Source organism: Pseudomonas sp. SM4 (genome assembly GCF_051913165.1).
Classification (GTDB): domain Bacteria; phylum Pseudomonadota; class Gammaproteobacteria; order Pseudomonadales; family Pseudomonadaceae; genus Aquipseudomonas.
In genome coordinates this window covers 52,694-69,482 of sequence record NZ_JBODOE010000022.1, presented here as the reverse complement: position 1 = coordinate 69,482, position 16,789 = coordinate 52,694, and the positions used below count along the sequence as shown (strand labels likewise).

Annotated in this window: 15 protein-coding genes; 6 read left to right on the top strand and 9 right to left on the bottom strand. The window is 60.6% G+C overall.

Annotation, left to right across the window (positions count from 1 at the left end; genetic code table 11):
• Positions 1-549: 549 nt before the first annotated feature.
• The 9 genes from ACQ4MY_RS28430 to ACQ4MY_RS28390 form a co-directional block, all read right to left on the bottom strand.
• The gene (locus ACQ4MY_RS28430) at positions 550-1,602 is read right to left on the bottom strand and encodes an AI-2E family transporter (RefSeq protein WP_008087822.1); all 1,053 of its coding nucleotides are present in this window, start codon (positions 1,600-1,602) and stop codon (positions 550-552) included.
• Between the two features lie 69 nt (positions 1,603-1,671).
• The gene (locus ACQ4MY_RS28425; protein WP_440097197.1) at positions 1,672-2,490 is read right to left on the bottom strand and encodes a DUF4892 domain-containing protein; all 819 of its coding nucleotides are present in this window, start codon (positions 2,488-2,490) and stop codon (positions 1,672-1,674) included.
• A gap of 103 nt (positions 2,491-2,593) precedes the next feature.
• The gene (locus tag ACQ4MY_RS28420) at positions 2,594-3,448 is read right to left on the bottom strand and encodes an alpha/beta hydrolase (RefSeq protein ID WP_008087817.1); all 855 of its coding nucleotides are present in this window, start codon (positions 3,446-3,448) and stop codon (positions 2,594-2,596) included.
• Positions 3,445-4,251 carry an alpha/beta fold hydrolase gene (locus tag ACQ4MY_RS28415; protein ID WP_008087815.1) on the bottom strand — a complete coding sequence of 269 codons (807 nt, stop codon included), beginning with the start codon at positions 4,249-4,251 and terminating at the stop codon, positions 3,445-3,447. The genes ACQ4MY_RS28420 and ACQ4MY_RS28415 overlap by 4 nt, the downstream gene beginning before the upstream one ends.
• A 180-nt stretch (positions 4,252-4,431) precedes the next feature.
• A complete protein-coding gene (locus ACQ4MY_RS28410; protein WP_008087813.1) occupies positions 4,432-4,875 on the bottom strand; it encodes a hotdog fold thioesterase in 444 nt (147 codons plus the stop codon).
• Positions 4,876-4,906: 31 nt separating this feature from the next.
• Entirely contained in the window at positions 4,907-6,562 is a 1,656-nt protein-coding gene (locus ACQ4MY_RS28405; RefSeq protein WP_440097196.1) for an AMP-binding protein, read from the bottom strand.
• 208 nt (positions 6,563-6,770) lie between these two features.
• The gene (gene sixA, locus ACQ4MY_RS28400) at positions 6,771-7,223 is read right to left on the bottom strand and encodes a phosphohistidine phosphatase SixA (RefSeq protein WP_007917466.1); all 453 of its coding nucleotides are present in this window, start codon (positions 7,221-7,223) and stop codon (positions 6,771-6,773) included.
• Positions 7,220-7,567: a DUF4389 domain-containing protein gene (locus ACQ4MY_RS28395; protein WP_008087808.1), complete on the bottom strand. Its 348-nt coding sequence runs from the start codon at positions 7,565-7,567 to the stop codon at positions 7,220-7,222. The genes sixA and ACQ4MY_RS28395 overlap by 4 nt, the downstream gene beginning before the upstream one ends.
• A 21-nt stretch (positions 7,568-7,588) precedes the next feature.
• Positions 7,589-8,614, bottom strand: coding sequence for an NAD(P)H-dependent glycerol-3-phosphate dehydrogenase (locus ACQ4MY_RS28390; RefSeq protein WP_159814978.1), 1,026 nt, complete (start codon positions 8,612-8,614; stop codon positions 7,589-7,591).
• 196 nt (positions 8,615-8,810) lie between these two features.
• Here ACQ4MY_RS28390 and ACQ4MY_RS28385 point away from each other — a divergent pair, with 196 nt between their 5' ends.
• The 6 genes from ACQ4MY_RS28385 (at position 8,811) to ACQ4MY_RS28360 (ending at position 16,746) form a co-directional block, all read left to right on the top strand.
• Positions 8,811-10,934, top strand: a complete 2,124-nt coding sequence (locus tag ACQ4MY_RS28385; protein ID WP_440097194.1) for a TonB-dependent receptor plug domain-containing protein — start codon at positions 8,811-8,813, stop codon at positions 10,932-10,934.
• Position 10,935: 1 nt separating this feature from the next.
• A complete protein-coding gene (locus ACQ4MY_RS28380) occupies positions 10,936-11,868 on the top strand; it encodes an ABC transporter substrate-binding protein (protein WP_440097193.1) in 933 nt (310 codons plus the stop codon).
• A complete protein-coding gene (locus ACQ4MY_RS28375) occupies positions 11,865-13,769 on the top strand; it encodes a response regulator (RefSeq protein WP_440097192.1) in 1,905 nt (634 codons plus the stop codon). Before ACQ4MY_RS28380 ends, ACQ4MY_RS28375 begins: the two co-directional genes overlap by 4 nt.
• Positions 13,770-14,016: 247 nt before the next feature.
• The gene (gene fabA, locus ACQ4MY_RS28370) at positions 14,017-14,532 is read left to right on the top strand and encodes a 3-hydroxyacyl-[acyl-carrier-protein] dehydratase FabA (RefSeq protein ID WP_003172830.1); all 516 of its coding nucleotides are present in this window, start codon (positions 14,017-14,019) and stop codon (positions 14,530-14,532) included.
• 11 nt (positions 14,533-14,543) lie between these two features.
• The gene (fabB, locus tag ACQ4MY_RS28365; RefSeq protein WP_008087472.1) at positions 14,544-15,764 is read left to right on the top strand and encodes a beta-ketoacyl-ACP synthase I; all 1,221 of its coding nucleotides are present in this window, start codon (positions 14,544-14,546) and stop codon (positions 15,762-15,764) included.
• A 793-nt stretch (positions 15,765-16,557) separates the two neighbouring features.
• Complete coding sequence (locus ACQ4MY_RS28360; protein WP_008079144.1) at positions 16,558-16,746, top strand: hypothetical protein; 189 nt, start codon at positions 16,558-16,560, stop codon at positions 16,744-16,746.
• Positions 16,747-16,789: the final 43 nt, after the last annotated feature.

The window sequence follows — 16,789 nt, the reverse complement described above, 5'->3', positions numbered from 1 at the left end:
GCTCACTCCTACAGAAATCAAAAGCCGACCGCATGCTTCTAACCACTCAACACAATGAGCGTTAGCTCGAGTGCAGCTCTTGATCTTGATCTGAAGGCCCATCGGCAGGCTCCCACAATTTGAATCGGGTGCATTCAGAGGGAAATGGGTTGGCGGTCAGGCCGTCATCGCGAGCAGGCTCACTCCTACAGAAATCAAAAGCCGACCGCATGCTTCTAACCACTCAACACAATGAGCGTTAGCTCGAGTGCAGCCCTTGATCTTGATCTGAAGGCCCGTCGGCAGGCTGAGTGGAGGGATTGATCCGGGGGTGGGAGCGCAGCGACCGTTCGACGAAGTCGAACACATCGAGAGGAGGTGCAGCGCAGCAAACCGGAGGCGATGCCCCCGGATCGATCCCGGAGCGAAGGAACCCCGAGCCCCAGCGAGCGGGCCGAACGTCAGGGCACAGACCTTTTGGTTACTTTTGGGGCGTTTGCCAAAAGTGACCCGCCGTAAGGGCGGAACCCTAAGCAGCCGTTACCGCAGCAACGGATCCACCCCAAAAAATCAACGCCGCTCCTCAACCCGCGACTGACTCTTGCTCCAATCCGTCAACAAACTGTAAGCCACCGCCAACAACGTAGGCCCGATAAACAAACCGATAAACCCAAACGCAATCAACCCGCCAAACACCCCGAGCAAGACAATCACCAACGGCAAATTCCCGCCGCGGCTGATCAGATACGGCTTGAGCACGTTATCCACGCCACTGATGATGAACGTCCCCCAGATCCCGAGAAACACCGCCATCCCATACTCACCCTTCCAGGCCAGCCAAGCCGTGGCCGGCACCCACACCAACGGCGGCCCCATCGGAATCAGACTGAGCAGGAACGTCACTATCCCCAACACCAGCGCCCCCGGCACCCCGGCAATCAGAAAGCCGATCAACGCCAGAATCGCCTGCGCCGCCGCCGTACCAATCACACCGTTGACCACCCGCTGCACCGTACCGGCCACCAGCTCGATGTAATACCCGGCGCGATCACCAATCAACCGCTCCAGCAAACTATGAACAAACGCCGCCAGCCGGGGCCCGTCGCGGTAGAAAAAGAACACAAAGACAATGCTCAGCGTCAGCTCGAGAATCCCGCCCCCAATCTGCGCACTGCGCGCCAGCAACCAGTTGCCGACCTGCCCCAGATACGGCTTGATCGACACCATCAATGCCGCGCCCTGCTGATCGATGCTGTTCCAGAGGCCGACCAGCCGTTCGCCCACAAACGGCACAGTGCCCAGCCAGACCGGCGCCTCCGGCAGGCCATCAACCTGTACATCTTTGATAAACGCCGTGGCATCGCGCACATGATCGGCCAGGTTGAACCCCAGCCAGACCAGCGGCGCCGCCACCAGCAACATCCAGCCGAGGGTCAAAATCGCCGCAGCCAAAGCCTCGCGTCCCTTGAGCAATCGGGTCAGCAAGCGCATCAGTGGCCAACTGGCGAACGCCAGCACCGCGCCCCAGAACAGCGCCGACCAGAACGGCGCCATCACCCAGAAGCTGGCGCCAAACAACACCAGCAGCAGGATCTGCACCAGCAGTCGATCGTTATTGAGCATGTGAGATCTCGAAAAAGTCAGTCAGGCCAAGAGTAGGCGAACACGCCACGCGTGCTCGCCCGGCACAGCTTAACGCAACAGATCGATGCGCAGGCCCACGCCATCGACGCTGCCTGTCTCCATGCGTGCCGCGCGCACGCCCTGATTGATCAGGGCCTGGCGCCACGCTTCGGCTTTCGGCCCGGACACCGTGATCCGCTGGGTGGTGTCGAGGTTCAAGCCCCGGGAGATCAGCCGCAGCCAGGTGTCATCCGGATCATTCACCAGTTTCGGAAAATCCAGCTCGCCGGTGCTCTTGAGCTGGCGCAGCAGGGTCGCCGAGGTGGGCAACAGCTCGCCCAACGGTGCCGTAGCCTCGAACTGCTCGACGTGCAGATAGGCTTTGCGATTGCCGCGAGTGATGCTGTAAAGCGCCACCAGCGTGTTGTCGCGCGGAGCGGCCAGTCTCAACAACAGATACGCCTGTTGTTCATCGGCGCCGTACAGCTTGGAGTTGCCGAACACCTCATTGGCCCACAGGCTGCTCTCGCCGCAATCGCGGGCCTGGCACCAGAACAGCAACTCGGCGTCCTGTTTTTGCAGGGCCTCGCGGGCGGCGGTGAAGGCTTCGGTGGCGGAGTGTTCGGGCGGCAATTCATAGGTCACCGACGTGGTCTGGCCACGGGCAGTGACCTGGCCGTCGAAACGTAATTGGCCGCTGATCTTGCGGATCGAGCCCAGCGGGTAGATGCGTTCGAGCTCGACGCTCGGCCGATAGTCGACAATTTGCGCATCGGCCAGGCGCGGCACGATCTGCAGATCCTGACTGCCAGGCACATCGGCGGCGAAAGAAACGGAACTGAAACAGCACAGCGCCAACAGACTGAGTGACCGCGTAGTCAGGCTCATCGGATCGGCATGACTGTGTTATTCGGGGTCGCAGCGGTATAGAAATCCATCGTGGTTGTCTCCCATTTCAACCCGCCCAGCCTCGACAGTTGCCTGCGGCAAGTCAAGGAATGGCGAAGAAGCGATTGAAACAGTCTGCGACAAGATCCGCCCCGGCCTCGTCGTTCAGGTGCAAATGGTGCCCGCCTGGCAACTGTTCCCGGCTAAAGGGTAGACGCTCCAGCAACTCCGGGTGCCTGGCCAGCATGCCGTCGGCGGCGACCACCAATTGCGCGGGGCAGCCGATGCGCGCAACGAACGCCATTGCCTGCTCCTCGGTCAGGCGCAGTGGCGACGGCAAGGTCAGGCGATTGTCGGTGCGCCACGTGTAACCGCCAGGCACCGGCATCAGTCCACGCTGAGCCAACAACTGCGCCGCTTCGCGACTGACCGCTACCAGACCTTTCATGCGCGCTTCGATCGCACGGTCGAGGGTGTTGTAAACCGGTTTGCGCTTCTCGCGCAGATCCAGTTGCGCTTGCAGGGCCATGCCCATGCGCTCGGCAGCATTTTCGCCTTTGTCCGTAGGAGGAATCACGCCATCAATCAACGCCAGATGCGTGATGCGCTCCGGCAATGAACCCGCCAGCACCATGGACACAATGGCGCCCATCGAATGCCCGAGCAGGCCGAAACGCTGCCAGCCCAGTTGCTCGGCGACTTGCAACACGTCATGGGCGTAATCCCACAACGCATAGCCAGCCCCCTGCGGCCGATGCCCGGAATGCCCGTGCCCGGCCATGTCCAGCGCAATAATGCGCAAGCCCTTCAGCTTCGGCGCCAACCGGGCGAAGCTGTTGGCGTTGTCGAGCCAGCCGTGCAGGGCAATGACCGGCAAACCGTCCTCGGGCCCGAACAAATGCGCCGCCAGTTCGATGTGTGGCAGGCTCAGGCGCACTTCTTCAAAGGTCGGGCTCATGCGCAATCCTTGTCCTGACGGTTTTCCCAGCGGCTGAACAGGGTTTTCAGCAACCGCGCCGTGTCCTGCGGGCGCTCGAGCGGGAACATATGGCCGCCGGGCATGCTCAGCGCTTCGCCTTGCGGCATGCGCGAGACGAAACGGGTGTGATGGCGCATCACCACGCTGCTCTTGTGTCCGCGCACCACCGCCAGCGGCACCTGCAATTGGCGAGTGCGGCCCGGGCTGGTGTGCGGCACACCGCGATAGATGCTGATTTCGGTTGCTGGATCAAAACGCAGGCGCAGCTTGTCGCCGACCGGATGCAGACCGTGTTGCAAATAGGCGTCGAAGCACTCCGGGTCGAAACCGCGAAACAGGGTTTTGCCGGCAAAGTAGCTGCGCGCGCTGTCGAGATCGGCAAACTCTTCACGCCGGCCCAACGTGCGGCCGGCCGGTGTCAGCCTGTCGATAAAACCGAAACGCTTGGCCGCGCGTATCACCCACTGATCGGTACGGGTCAGCACCGGCGAATCAAGCATCACCACGCCGCGATACAGTTCAGGGCAACGCAGTGCTGCGTGCAGGTGCAGGACGCCACCAAAGGAATGACCGACGCCCCACACCGGCTGATCCTGCTGTTGCAAGTGATGGATCAGCTCATCGACCAGGTTGTACCAGTTGTCATCAGCGGGGAAGCGCGGGTCATGGGCATGCTGTTCCAGATGCGCGACCCGGTACTCGGGCGCCAGCGCCGCGAACAACTTGCCATAGGTGCCCGAGGGAAACCCGTTGGCGTGGGCGAAAAAGATCGGTTGCGACATACGGGCAAATCCATGAGCGGGAAACGTGGGGTTGATTGTCCGTAAGACCTTGCCTCACAGCAATGACCATAACTGCCAGAAAGGGTGGTGGAGATGCTTCAGAAGCAAAAGATCGCAGCCTGACATATGTACCCCCGTAGGAGTTGCCGCAGGCTGCGATCCTTTGATCTTGAAAAACCGTCAGCGCGCCGGCGGCTGCTCACCCAGCGGCACCACAGCCATGGTCAGCCGCGACACACAACTGGCCTTGCCTTCGTCGCTGGTCAAACGGATATCCCACACGTGCGTGGTGCGCCCGATATGAATAGGCTTGGCCACCGCCGTCACCCGGCCACTGCGCAAGCCGCGCAAATGGTTGGCGTTGATCTCAAGCCCCACGCAATAGAATTTGCTGGCATCGATGCACAGATAGCTGGCCATCGAGCCGACAGTTTCCGCCAGCACCACCGAGGCGCCGCCGTGCAGCAAACCGTAAGGCTGATGCGTGCGATGGTCGATGACCATGCTCGCCGTCAGCGACTCTTCGTCGAACGCTTCGAAGCGGATGTCCAGCACTTCGCCGATGGTGTTTTTCTGGATTGCGTTCAACTGCTCGATGTCGGGAGTGGTACGCCACAAGCTCATCGCAGACTTCCTTTGTTGTTTTAGTCGTCGCTCAATCCTGCCACAGCACCGCCTCACTGCGCTCGCTCCATTCTTCGAAGCGGGCACCGTAAGTGGCTTCGATGACATTGCGCTTGAGCTTCAGGGTCGGGGTCAGAAAGCCGTTTTCCACCGCCCAGCTGTCCTTGACCACCACCAGACGCCGCAGTTGCTCATGCTTGTCGAGCACGGCGTTGACCTCTTCCAGCAGTTTCTCCAGGCTCGAATGCAGGCTCGCCCGGGCCTCCTGATGATTGACCGTCGAGAGCACGCACAAACCCAATGGCGCACTCAGCCCCTCGCCGACGACACACACCTGTTCGATGCGTGAATGCACGGCCAGGCGATTTTCGATCGGCGCCGGCGCGACGTACTTGCCCTTGCTGGTCTTGAAGATTTCCTTGAGTCGCCCGGTCAGGCGCAAACGCCCTTCGCCATCCTGCTCACCCTTGTCGCCAGTGCGCAGAAAGCCATCCTCGGTAATCGTCTCAGCGGTTTTCTGCTGCTCCTTGAAGTAGCCGAGCATGATCGCCTGACTGCGTATCTGCACCTCGCCGGATGCGTCGATTCGCACCTCGACATCCGGGCACGGCCTGCCGATCCAGCCTTGGCGGTATTGCCCCGGCAGGCAAATGTGCGAATAACCGCAACTTTCGGTCAAGCCATAGACCTCCAGCACATCAAGGCCGAGTTTCTGGTACCAGTCGAGCAACGTCTGCGGCACCGCCGCCGCGCCGGACAACGCCACGCGCAAGGCATCGAGCCCCAGCCCCGCAAGCACTTTGTGCCCGACGCGCTGGCCAATGAACGGCAGCCCGAGGAGCCAATCCAGGCGTTTCGCCGGGATCTTGCTGTACACGCCCATCTGGAATTTGGTCCAGATGCGCGGCACGCCAAACAGCGCGGTCGGCCGTGCACGCTGCAGGTCAGTGATAAACGTGTCGAGGCTTTCGGCAAAGAACACGGTCTGCCCGGTGTAGATCGAGGCCAGCTCGACAAACATGCGCTCGGCGACGTGGCACAGCGGCAAATACGAAAGCAGCCGGTCATTTTCATTAAGGCCGAACAATCGCGTGCCACGGCTCGCGGCAAACCCGAAATTGCCGAAACTGTGCATCACGCCCTTGGGCAGGCCGGTGGTGCCAGAGGTGTAGATGATGGTTGCCAATTGCTCGGCGGGTGGACGCGGATCGTCCTGAATCGGCGAACTGCGCTGCAAGTCTGTCCAGTTGAAATCGAACGCGCCGGGCGGGTGCAGCGGCAGGCTGATGGTCGGCAGATCCGCCGGCACGCCTTGCGACATGCTCGGCCAGTCATCCAATTTGCCAATGAACGCAAGAACGCTTTCCGAGTGACTGAGCACTTGCGCGACGGAGTCAGCGGTAAGGTTGGGATACAACGGAACGGAGACGTGCCCGGCCATCCAGATGGCCAGATCGGCGATGATCCAGTGCGCGCAGTTTTTCGAGATCAGGGCGATGTGGCTGCCTTGCGGCAACTCGCGGGCGCGCAGCCAGTGCGCAGCACAGCGGGCCTGGTGACCGACGTCGGCCCAACTCAGTGTTTCGACCTGTCCGCCGCCCGTGGGCTGCACGAGGAAGCGCTGGCGCGGATGCCGGGCTTCACGTTCATAAAACACGTCCAACGGCAAACGGAAGGCGGCAGACATGCGACTCGCTCCTGTTTTTAGGTCTGGAGCAAGCGTAGTCAACCAAGCAAGTGCTTGGTTGGAAAATTCACACAAATAATTTCAGGTGTACGCGGTACCTGTAGGAGTGAGCCTGCTCGCGATTGCGGATTATCAGGCGGTATTTATGTCGACTGACACGGCCTCATCGCGAGCAGGCTCACTCCTACAGGGGGCGGTGTTCACAACTTCAGGGGTGTTTGAGGCTGTTAAGGGTCATCGAGCCAATCAACAGTTCAGGACTTTCCAGCTCGGCCAGCCCCGCGGTGCTGACCTTCTCCGGCGGATACCCGGCGCCATGCTGCAGATAACTGAGCAGATTGCCCACCAACGGGTTATGGCTGACCAGCAGCACATTGCTCACCGACACCAATTGATCGGTGACCTTGTCCGGATCAACCTCCGGGGTCAGCCATTCGACCGTGCGAATCTCCGGTTCGAAACCCAGCGCCTCGCGAACAATCTGCGCGGTCTGCTGTGCGCGCAGGTAGGGGCTGGCATAAATCGCCGTCAGCGGCTGGCCGATCAAGCGTGCGGCGCTGCTCAAGGCTTCTTTGCGACCGTGCTCGGTCAGCTCCCGTTCGGAGTCGGGACACGAGCCATAAGGCACGGCCTCACCGTGACGCAATACCCAGAGTTTCATAGCTTGGGTTCCTCATCTCGGACCGGATGCGGTGCAGGGGCGACGGCGTGCGGCGCTTCACCTTCCGGGGTACGCGGCGTTGGCCAGTCGGCAAACGGCCACGGTTTCTGGTCGCTGTGGAAACTGCCGAAACGGCCGATCTGCGCCAGGAACTGGCTCAGGCTGTCGCCGAAATTCATCAGGCTGGCGCTCGGCGCGCCATAGATCAAACGATAGATCAGTTGCACCAGCACCACCGCGCCGAGGATGAACTGCGCCACCTGCCAGACCAGCACGTAGACGATCATCCACAGCACCCGCAGGAGGATGGATTCGTACTTGGCTTCGGTTTTCGGATCGTTCATGGCTTGCTACTCCCGGCTCACTCAGTTGAAACCACTGGTGGAAATAAAGTCGACGTCGGTTTTCGGCTCGGCTCGCATCAGTAGACCGATCACCTGCTCCAGCGTGCGTCCCTCAAAGAGGATCGCGTGCAGCCCGGCGACCAGCGGCATGTACACACCGACTTCCTGCGATTTGGCCTTGAGCACCTTCAAGGTGTTGACCCCTTCGGCGACTTCACCGAGGCGCGACACCGCTTCGTCCAGACTCAAGCCCTGACCGAGGGCGAAACCGACCTGATAGTTGCGACTCTTCGGCGACGAGCAGGTGACGATCAAATCGCCGACGCCGGCCAGACCGAGGAAGGTCATTGGGTTGGCGCCCTGATTCACCGCAAACCGGGTCATCTCGGCCAGGGCGCGAGTGATCAGCATGCTTTTGGTGTTCTCGCCCATCTCCAGCGCCACCGCCATGCCGGCGATGATTGCGTAGACGTTCTTCAACGCCCCGCCCAACTCGACGCCGAAGCGGTCGGCGCTCGCATAAACGCGGAAGGTGCGGCCGTGTAGCGCGGCTTGCACTGCTTTGCACAGATCTTCGTCTTCACTGGCGACCACGGTGGCGGTCAGCGCGTGTTCGGCGATCTCGCGTGCAAGGTTCGGCCCGGACAGCACGCCGATGCGTGCCTGCGGGGCGATCTCTTCGAGAATCTGGCTCATCAGTTTGAAAGTCTGGGCTTCGATGCCTTTGGTCAGGCTGACCAGCATTTTGCCGCTCAGACGCTCGGCGTGGGCAGCCAGCACCGTGCGCAGCGCGCTGGACGGCAGCGCGACAAAGCACAGATCGCAGGCGTCGAGCGTGGCTTGCAGGTCGGTGACTGCGGTCACACCTGGGAGAATCTTGATGCCTTTAAGGTAACGCGGGTTTTCGCGATTGACCCGGATGGCCTCGGCCTGCTCGGGGTCACGCATCCACTGCAGGACTTGATGGCCGTTCTCGGCCAGTAAATTGGCCACGGCGGTACCAAAACTTCCGCCTCCCAGGACCGCAATCGGGCGCTGTTCAGTCATATGCAATCCGTTAATCCATACCAGTGGCGATGCCGGCATTATACGGGGCGACCCGATGGCGGCCAGCCCCTGCGTCAATTACCGGCACTTGTAGGAAGAAGACCAATAAAACCTAGGAAAATGCCTGCAACGTGACTGGAAAAGTCGCTGCCCTCGGTTAACATGCGCGCCAATTCTTTGCTTTCAAGGCTGTGTCGTGTCTGTCGGTTCCCCTCCCCCGCGTTCATCACTGTTACTGGCGCTGCTGTTCAGCCCGGTCTTGCAGGCGGACGATCTGTTTATGGACGGCGAAGCGCTGCCGCAGGTACTGACGGCCACCCGGCTGAAACAAACGCCGGCGGAAGTGCCGGGGAGCATGACCGTGCTCGACAGTGAGTTGATCCACGCCAGCGGCGCGCGCGACATCAGCGAACTGCTGCGCCTGGTGCCAGGCATGATGGTCGGCAACATCAGCGGCAATCAGGCGGCGGTCAATTACCACGGCACCAATGCCACCGAAGCGCGGCGCATGCAGGTATTGATCGATGGCCGCTCGGTGTACCGCGCCGGTTTGGCCACGGTGGACTGGAGCGATATTCCGGTGGCCATGGAAGACATCGAGCGCATCGAAGTTTTTCGCGGGCCGAATACCGTCAGCTACGGTGCCAACGCGCTGATGGCGGTGGTCAACATCATCACCCGCCACACGGCGGACAGCCACGGCACGCGATTGAAGATCACCCGGGGCCAGCGCGGCATCAATGACTTCTATGCCAGCCAAGGCACCGGCTGGAATGGCGGTGATTTGCGCCTGTCGCTGTCCGGCCAGGAAGACGACGGTTTCGACAGCGACCGTAGCGGCGCCGATTACCGTGACAGCCGTCGCTTGAACCGTTTCAGTCTCGCCGTCAGCCAGACCCTCAGCGATAACCAGAGCCTCGACTGGCAGGTCAACGCCAAGGACGGCAGCAATCAACGGCCTTACACCTACCATCCGGTGTTTTCAGGGATTACTGCTGCCGGGAACAATTCCGACGTGGTGGCCAAGGATTATGCCGGCTCGGTACGCTGGAACCTCGACATCAACCCCGAGCACAGCCTTTATGTGCAAGCGTCGGCGCAACACTGGGACCGTCAGCAAACCTGGCGCGCCTGCGATGCCGAGGTGTCGTTCAGCCCCGAGCTGACGCAACTGTGGCAGCTCAACCCGAACTACACCGAACGTCTGGCACGCAACATCACGCAGTTCACCGGCCCCGGCGCGGCGCCCGGTACGCCGCAGGAAATGGCTCTGGCCAATCGGGTGCTCGATCAATGGCGCAACGGTGCCAGCCAGACACTGTGCGGCGACATCGACCAGAGCGCTCGCGAGTCGCGCTACGACCTCGAGCTGCAGGACACCCTCAGCCTGTCCGACAGCCTGCGCCTGGTCAGCGGCATGAACTATCGTTACGACCGCGCCGATTCCGAAACCTATTTCAACGGCACGCTCGACGACACCACCTGGCGCGCGTTCGGCCAACTGGAGTGGCGCGCCACTGAACATTGGCTGTTGCAAGGCGGGGCGATGTTTGAAGACACGCAACTGATCGGCAGTTCGCTGACGCCGCGATTTGCCGTCAACTACTTGATCAATCCACGCCACGGTCTGCGCGCGGTGTACTCGGAAGCCATTCGCTCGCCGGACATGTTCGAGAACAATGTGAACTGGAGCTATCAGGTCAGCAACCTGCGGCCCTCGGCTTACGGTCAGTCGTCGGCGCGCTACTTCGTCAAGACCCGTGGCCCGGGCGATCTCGATCAGGAACACATGCGCTCACGGGAGTTGGGCTACAACGGCTATTTCGCCGAGCTTGGCCTCGCGCTCGACGTGAAGCTGTTCTACGACGAAATCACCGGGATGATCAGCGAGCCACTGCGTAACAACCAGTACATCGCCAGTAACGCCAACAGCTCACGTTTTCGCGGCACCGAAACCCAGCTCGACTGGCGCGTAAGCCTGGCCGACCGCTTGCGCTTCACCTATGCCTTCGTTGATGCCGAGGCAAGCAACCCGCTGGATCAACAGTTCACTTCGCGAAACAGCGGTTCCGCCGGTTGGCTGCGCGATTGGGGCCATGGCTGGAACAGCGCCCTCTTCTATTACGGCGACAATGCGCTCAACGGCTACCGCTTCGAACGGGTCGACACACGCATCGCCAAACGCATTCCGCTGGGCAAAGCCCAGTTGCAATTGGCCGGCGTGCTGCAACAGCGCCTTGATCATGAGCCGACCACGTTCGTCGACAACAATTACGACGAACGCCGGGTCATGTATTTCAGCGCCGAGCTGGAGTTCTAGGATGCGATTTGGCTCGTCACGGAAGACGCCAACCCTTGGCCACTGGCTGGCCGGACTCTGTCTGTTTGTGACCGCGTGGCTGCACGGCGTCGCGGTGCAGGCTGCCGACATCCTCTTGACCGGCGCCGAGGAAAGCCCCGGTGTGCAGGCGTTCGTCCAGGCACTCAGTGAACTGCGCCCCACTGACAATGTGCGTTTCCAGCCGCTGGCCAGCTTGCCGGCACCGGGCAAATTACCGGCCAGTCTGCGCCTGATTTTGCTCGACCTGCCCAGCCTCGACTGGCGCCTGCAAGATGCTCAAGGCCCGGTGACGCTGGTATTGCGCATCACTCGTTTGCAGGCACGAGAACGCCTGGGCACGACTCATCCGCCACACTTGAGCCTGTTGTGGAGCGATCCACCGTTGAGCCGCCAACTGCAATTGATCCGGCGGATTCTGCCGCAGACGCGCCGCGTCGGTGTGCTGTTCGACCAGCACAGCGAGTTCCTGCTCAAGGAGCTGACTCTGGCGGCCAAGCCATTGAATCTGCAGATCGTCAGCGAGCGCTGGGACAACACCCACGACAGCCGCCCCTTGCAAGCGGTGCTGAAGAACAGCGACGTGTTGCTGGGCCTCGACGATCCCGATTTGTACAACCCGAAAACCGCGAAAAACCTGCTGCTCAGCAGTTACTCGCGGCAGGTGGCATTGGTCGGCCCCAACGTTGCTTTTGTCCGTGCCGGCAGTCTGGCCAGTAGCTACAGCGACCAGAACGACTGGCTGACGGTGCTCGATCAATTACTCGACCAGCCACCGGCCTCCTGGCCGCGAACCCTCTACCCGACACATTTCAAGGTCTCAAGTAATGCGCAGGTGGCTCGTTCCTTAGGCATCGAACCGCCCAATGATGCGTCCGTTGCCAAAGCATTGGCTGAAGGAGAACGCCGTCCATGATTTTCCGTCGCCGCTGGGACATCAATACCCGCACCCAGCTGATCAGCCTGGGCCCGGCGCTGTTGCTGACCTTGCTGTTGATCAGTTTTTTCACGTTTGTGCGGATTCAGGATTTGCGCCAGGAGCTGACCCACACCGGCCAACTGATCGCCAACCAACTGGCGCCGGCCACCGAATACGGGGTGATTTCCGGCAACAACGAAGTGCTGGAAAGCCTGCTCAAGGCCACGCTGGCCACGCCCAACGTGCGCTTTCTCGAAGTGCAGGACAGCGCCAACCGGATTCTGGTGTACGTCGAACAACCGGTGGCGGCCCACAATCGCCCGCATCAGGTCGAAGTGTTTCAGGCACCGGTGCGGCTGCAACGGATCTCTCTGCACAATGATTTTTTCCAGGACGGCAAGGTCACTAACGGCGCCGCGAACGAAGATTATCTGGGGCGGGTGATCGTCGGCTTGTCCAACGATGCCTTCAGTCAGCGCCAGCAGGAAATTCTGCTCAAGGCCGGGATTCTGGCGCTGTTCGCCCTGCTCTTCACGTTTGTCCTGGCGCGGCGTCTGGCCGGCAGTCTGTCGCAGCCGATTCGCGACATCGGCCACGCGGTCAAGGCGATTCAGGACGGCGACTACAAAACTCCGCTGCCGATTGTCGATGACACCGAGCTCGGCGCATTGTCGCAGCACATCAATAACCTCGCCCAGGCACTGGAACAGGCCAGCCGCGAACAGCATCAGGCGATGGCCCAATTGATCCAGACCCGCGAGGAAGCGGAAAAAGCCAACAACGCCAAATCCGACTTTCTGGCGATGATGAGCCATGAACTGCGCACACCGATGAACGGCGTGCTGGGCATGCTGCAATTGCTCGAAACCACCGAGATGACTGAAGAACAGGTCGAGTACGCAGCCCTGGCGTCCGAATCCACCGAACACCTGCTGAAAGTCATCAACGACATTCTCGACTTCTCGCGGATCGAGCGTTCGGAGCTGGAGCTGGAGCACATTCCGTTCAACCTTGCCGAACTGATTGGCGCCTGCGCCCAGTCGTTCCAGCACAGCGCGGCGCAACGCGGGCTGGCGCTGAACCTGCGGATTCCCGAGGACATGCGCGGCTTGCAGGTGCAGGGCGATCCGACGCGGATCCGGCAGATCCTGGTCAATCTGGTCGGCAACGCTCTGAAATTCACCGAACAGGGCCGGGTCAGCATCGAGGCGCAATGGCAGTCGCTCGATCACGAACTGCTGTGGTTCACCTGCTCGGTGCGCGACAGCGGCATCGGCATTTCCGCGGAAAGCCTGGAATTGATGTTCAACGCCTTCCAGCAAGCCGACAGTTCGATTTCCCGCCGTTACGGCGGCACCGGCCTGGGCCTGCCCATTGCCCGCACACTCGCCGAGCGCATGGGCGGTACGTTGCGCGCGCAAAGTGAGGAAGGCCTCGGCTCGGTGTTCACCCTGGAAATCCCCTTGGCGCTGTATAAAGAGGCGCTGCCGCCACTGGCGGCACCGCGAGCGTTCAACGGCGACAGCCATGGCGAAGGACGCAATGTGCTGCTGGTCGAAGACAACCCGGTCAACCAGACGGTTATCGAGGCGATGCTGCGCAGCCTGGGCTTTACTGTCAGTGTCGCCACCGACGGTGCGCAGGCCGTGCGCAGTGCCGAGGGCAATGATTTCGAAGTGATTCTGATGGACTGCCGCTTGCCGATCATCGACGGTTACGAAGCGACCCGACAGATTCGTCGCCTGCCCGGACGCGCCGACGTGCCGATCATCGCGCTGACCGCCAACGCCCTGCAGGGCGACCGGGAAACCTGCCTGTCGGCTGGCATGAACGATTATCTGGCGAAGCCGTTCAAACGTAATGATCTGCAGCAGATTCTGCAGCGCTGGGTGTCGTAGTGTGGGCCTTTCGACCATCTGCGACTGGCGTGAAAAGCGAAAGTGCGGCAGTCTTAGGCACCCGAACGAGCCTCAAAAGGGGCTTGAATAAAAATTTCAGTGCACAAGTGTACATTCATGTCCTTGGTGCTGTGACTTTCACCACAACGCAATAGTCTATGAGTAGGCTGCCGGTTCGAGGCATGAACGCTTCGAACGGTCGGGAAGATTTGCCCCACCTGCCGCATGGGATTATTGAGGAGCTCGCATGACCAAACAAAACGCCTTTACTCGGGAAGATCTGCTGCGCTGCAGTCGCGGTGAGCTGTTCGGCCCAGGTAACGCGCAACTGCCCGCCCCGAACATGCTGATGGTGGATCGCATCACCCATATCAGTGAAGAGGGTGGCAAGTACGGCAAAGGTGAATTGGTCGCCGAACTGGATATCAACCCTGACCTGTGGTTCTTCGCCTGCCACTTCGAAGGTGATCCGGTGATGCCGGGCTGCCTGGGTCTGGACGCCATGTGGCAACTGGTCGGCTTCTTCCTGGGCTGGCAAGGCCTGCCGGGCCGTGGCCGTGCGCTGGGTTCGGGCGAAGTGAAATTCTTCGGCCAGGTCCTGCCGACCGCCAAGAAAGTCACCTACAACATTCAAATCAAGCGCGTCCTCAAGGGCAAGCTGAACCTGGCCATTGCCGACGGTTCGGTGTCTGTTGACGGTCGCGAAATCTACACCGCCGAAGGCCTTCGCGTCGGCGTGTTCACCTCCACTGACAACTTCTAAGGGTTATTCGCATGCGCCGCGTCGTTATCACTGGTCTGGGCATTGTTTCGTGCCTGGGCAATGACAAAGAGACCGTCTCCGCTAACCTGCGTGCAAGCCGCCCTGGCATCCGGTTCAACCCGGAATATGCCGAAATGGGTCTGCGTAGCCAGGTTTCCGGCTCCATCGACCTCAACCTTGAAGAGCTGATCGATCGCAAGATCTATCGCTTTGTCGGCCACGCAGCGGCTTACGCCTACCTGGCCATGAAAGACGCCATTGCTGACTCCGGCCTGACCGAAGAGCAAGTGTCCAACCCGCGTACCGGCCTGGTGGCTGGCTCCGGTGGTGCTTCCACGCTGAACCAGATGGAAGCGCTGGACATCCTGCGCGAGAAAGGCGTGAAGCGCGTTGGCCCATACCGTGTCACGCGGACCATGAGCAGTACCGTTTCCGCTTGCCTGGCCACGCCATTCAAGATCAAGGGCCTGAACTACTCCATCGCTTCTGCCTGCGCCACCAGTGCTCACTGCATCGGTACCGCCATGGAACAGATCCAGATGGGCAAGCAGGACATCGTCTTCGCCGGTGGCGGTGAAGAAGAGCACTGGAGCCAGTCGTTCCTGTTCGACGCCATGGGCGCTCTGTCCAGCAAGCGTAACGACACCCCGGAACAGGCTTCCCGCGCCTACGACAAAGACCGTGACGGTTTCGTCATCGCTGGCGGTGGCGGCATGGTCGTGGTTGAAGAGCTGGAACACGCTCTGGCCCGTGGCGCGAAAATCTACGCGGAAATTGTTGGCTACGGCGCGACGTCCGACGGCTACGACATGGTTGCCCCAAGTGGCGAAGGCGCGATCCGCTGCATGCAGATGGCGATGTCCACCGTTGATACTCCGATCGACTACCTGAATACCCACGGCACCTCGACTCCGGTCGGCGACGTTGCGGAAATGAAAGGTGTGCGTGAAGTGTTCGGCGACAAGGCACCTGCGATCAGCTCGACCAAGAGCCTGTCCGGTCACTCCCTGGGCGCCGCTGGCGTTCACGAAGCGATCTACTGCATGCTGATGATGGAAGGCAACTTCATTGCCGGTTCCGCCAACATCGACGAGCTGGACCCTGAAGTGGCCGATCTGCCGGTGCTGACCAAGACCCGCGAGAACGCCACCATCAACACCGTGATGAGCAACAGCTTCGGCTTCGGCGGCACCAACGCCACGCTGGTACTGAAGCGCTGGGAAGGCAAGTAATTTCCCCCGCTTGAGCCACACATGAAAACGCCCCGACTGGTTCGGGGCGTTTTTTTTCGTCTGCAGAAAACTCCCGCCCCAACACAAATCCCCCATGTAGGAGCTGCCGAAGGCTGCGATCTTTTGATCTGATCATTCCCACGCTCTGCGTGGGAATGCAGCCCGTGACGCTCCGCGTCACTGGACGCAGAGCGTCCCAAGAGGCATTCCCACGCGGAGCGTGGGAACGATCAAGATCGCCGCCTTCGGCAGCTCCTACATGGGGATTGTGAGAGGCTGGCGACGAAACTTCTGTCATGAAACTTTACAGACTGCGACAGAATGTTGCGGATTCCGCGGGCTGCAGCACTGTTGCCGCCCTGATTGATTCGGGGCGTTTTTTTGTCTGCAGAAAAATCCCGCCCCAACACAAATACCCCATGTAGGAGCTGCCGAAGGCTGCGATCTTTTGATCTGATCATTCCCACGCTCTGCGTTGGAACGCAACCCGTGACGCTCCGCGTCATTGGACGCAGCGTCCCAAGAGGCATGCCCACGCCGAGCGTGGGAACGATCAAGATCGCAGCCTTCGGCAGCTCCTACATGGGGATTGCGTGAGGCTGGAGATGAAACTTCTGTCATGAAACTTTGCGGCCTGCGACCGAATGTCGCGGATTCCGCGGGCTGCAGCACTGTTGCGGTTTTTGCAAGAATACATTGCACAAATCGAGCGTTTACTTAGCAAGCTAACAAATCATATAAAAGAGTCCTGCACACGCCTTGCTGCAGATAACTTGAGATTTGGAGCTAGCAGATGACTGTAAAAGTAACTGAACGCGACGATTCACACATGTCCCATGAAGGCGTAGCCGCCGGTATCCGCATCTGGGACGTGCATCAACAAGACTTGCTGGTCGGCATGTTCCACAACGAGATCGATGCCCACAACTACAAGGCCGAGCTGGAAGTGCAAGAGCAGCAACGAGATCTACGATCCGCCTGACTCACCACTCTTCAGGGTTGCAGCCTGCCCCTTTCCGGGTGGC